We start from the raw sequence: 2,675 nt of genomic DNA on the forward strand, positions 1-2,675 counted from the left end.
CCCTCGACGACGCCGCCGGGCAGGACCAGGCGGGCGCCGGCCAGGGTGATGCGGTTCGTGACGATCATGGGTGGGTCCTGGATGCCGTTCGCGGGGAGGGGCGGATTCTCGTGCAGGGGAACCGGAGCGGAGTCCCGGGCGGGGGAACGCCGACCGCCCGGCCCACCGGAGCCGGTCCGGTGGGCCGGGCGGCGCGGATCACGGCTGGACGGCCAGCGCGAACACGTGGATCGCAGCGGCACTGGGCAGCGTGACGGAACGGATCGTCTTGCCGGGCGTCAACGGGACGGTGTTGGTGAACACGCCGTAGCCGGTGCCGAAGTTGCCCGGGCCGGTGGGCGTGTTGCGGTGGTCCGTGGTGAACGCGGTCTTCGCGCCGTAGGCGTCGGTCGGGGTGCAGCACCAGTTGGGGAAGCCCAACTGGCCGCTGCTGGTGGTGCCGTCGGTGTAGGCGACGGTGACCGTGCCGGAGGCGAAGCCCGCTTCGGCGCCGAGGAAGCCCAGCGCGCTGCCCTGGCCGCTGAAGGTGATCTCCTGACCGGCGGCCGACACGTTGTCGTTGGTGCCGGCGGCCGCGGACGGCCAGGTGAAGCTGAGGCCGTTGGCGCTGATCGTGGCGCCCGCGGTGGCGCCGGCCCGGGCCAGGGCCTGCGCCGAGTAGCTGTTCCCGGCGCCGTCGAAGTTGCCGGGAGCGGTGTCGCTCTCCGAGGTGGCGCCGACGTTGTTGAACGCGGCCTCCAGCGACGGGTAGGGCACGGTCCGCACGATCGTCTGCTCACCGCTGACGGTGTCGACCCCGGCCGGCCGGGCCCGGTAGCTCGCGGTGGCGGTGATCGCCGTGACCGTGGTCCCGGGAGCGCCCTGGGGGCCGTGCACCGTCACCGTGGCCGACGCGGTTGCGCCCGGCGCGATGCGCGGGAGCGCGACGGTCGCCGGGGTGACGGTCCAGTCGGCGGGGGCGCTGATCCGCAGGTCGGTGTCGTTCAGCGCGACGGCGCCGTTGTCGGCCAGGGTGATCCGGTACGTCCCGGGCTCCTGGGCCGTGCTGACGTCCTGCCAGGTGACGGTGGTGGCGGGGGCCAGGCCGTGGGTCGCGCCGGGGTGGACCCGGTAGAGCACCGTGGCGTGCGGCGGCACGTTCGCGGAGATCACGCCGGTGGTCCCGACGGCCTGCTTGGTCACCAGGTCGTCGAGCCGGTAGCCGGCGGCAGCGGGCAGGCCGGCCCGGGCGGCGGTCGTGGTGATGGTCTGCGCGGTGTCGGAGGAGTTGAAGAGCGCGACCGCGCGGTCCCCGCCGGCCAGCGGCTTGCTCAGCACGTCGTAGCCGGTTCCGTGCTGGACGACGCGCCCCTGGAGGCCCAGCCGGTCCTGGTCGACGGCGATGACATCGCGGTTGCCGAGCAGGTCCAGCGCGGCCGGGGAGAGGCGGGTGAGGTCGGTGCTGGAGATCAGCGGCGCGGCCATCATGGCCCACAGCGAGATCTGGCTCTGCATCTCGTCCTGGCTGAGCCCGGAGTCGCCGGCGAGCAGGAAGTCGGGGTCGTTCCACCGGCCGGGGCGCTGCAGGTCGGCCAGTCCGACGTTGTAGCCGTAGTTGTACGTGATCGACGCCCACTTCTCGGCGCCACTGGCCTGGCCGAGTGCGATGTCCGCGCCCTCCCGCCACAGGTTGCCGAGCGGCGCGGACCAGCGGATCACCGAGTCCCAGTTCGGCGTGCCCTGGAAGTAGGCGGGCGCGGAGATCGAGAAGACCATCCTGCGGTGGGTGTTGAGCAGCGCCCGGCTCATCGCGGTGTAGGTGTCGCGGTAGCTCTGCTCCTCGGTCTCACCGGGCTTGACCGGGACGTTGCAGCCGTCGAGCTTGACGTAGTCGACGGCCCAGGTCGCGAACAGGTCCGCGTCCTGCTGCCAGTGGTCGAGGGAGCCGGGGTAGCCGCCGCAGGTGGTGGTCCCGGCGTCCTCGTAGATGCCGAACTTCAGGCCGAGGTCGTGGACCTGGCGGCCGACGTAGGCCATGCCGTCCGGGAACAGCTGCGGGTCGGCGACCAGGTTGCCCTGGGCGTCGCGCTGTCCGGACATCCAGCAGTCGTCGATGGTGACGGTGTCGTACCCCTTCTTCGCCAGCCCGGTGGTGACGAGGGCCCGGGCGTTGTCGAGGATGGTCTTCTCGTCGATCCCGCACTGGTAGTACGACCAGTCGTTCCAGCCCATGGGCGGCGTGGGGGCGTAGTTGGGGTACTCGGCGACGGTGCCGGGCGGGGAGGGCTCGGCGGCGACCGCGGGCTGTGCCAGGAGCGTGGCGGTGGACACGGCGGCGAGCGTCGTACAGCAGGCGACGGTGGTACGGAGCCACCGGCGGAGGGCAGTTGACACGCTTCGACCTCACGGGATCTCGGGGTCAGGGCATGGATGGCTGCTGTGGTCCCAGCCGGATCATTTGTACGGGGCTCTGCTCGTTCTTGACAAGATGACGGGCAAAATAAGCAGTAACACGCACTCAATTGCAAAGTCCGAGCACGAGTGCACCTGGGGACCGGCCCGGCCGAGCAGCCACCGGACGCAGGAGCGCGACCGGCCGGGCGCCCGCGATGTCGCAGGGGCCCCCCCGGTGCAGGTGCGGGGGAAACCCAGACCCCACCCTCAAGTCGCTTAAAAACAACAGAAGCGTGAGACAA

1 protein-coding gene is annotated in these 2,675 nt (G+C 71.5%); it reads right to left on the bottom strand.

The genetic code is table 11. From position 1 onward, the window contains the following. Positions 1-198: 198 nt before the first annotated feature. Positions 199-2,310, bottom strand: coding sequence for an NEW3 domain-containing protein (locus ACFVHV_RS43610; RefSeq protein WP_380359420.1), 2,112 nt, complete (start codon positions 2,308-2,310; stop codon positions 199-201). Between the last annotated feature and the right edge of the window lie 365 nt (positions 2,311-2,675).

Source organism: Kitasatospora sp. NPDC127116, assembly GCF_042677365.1.
In the GTDB taxonomy this organism is placed as follows: domain Bacteria; phylum Actinomycetota; class Actinomycetes; order Streptomycetales; family Streptomycetaceae; genus Kitasatospora; species Kitasatospora lactacystinica.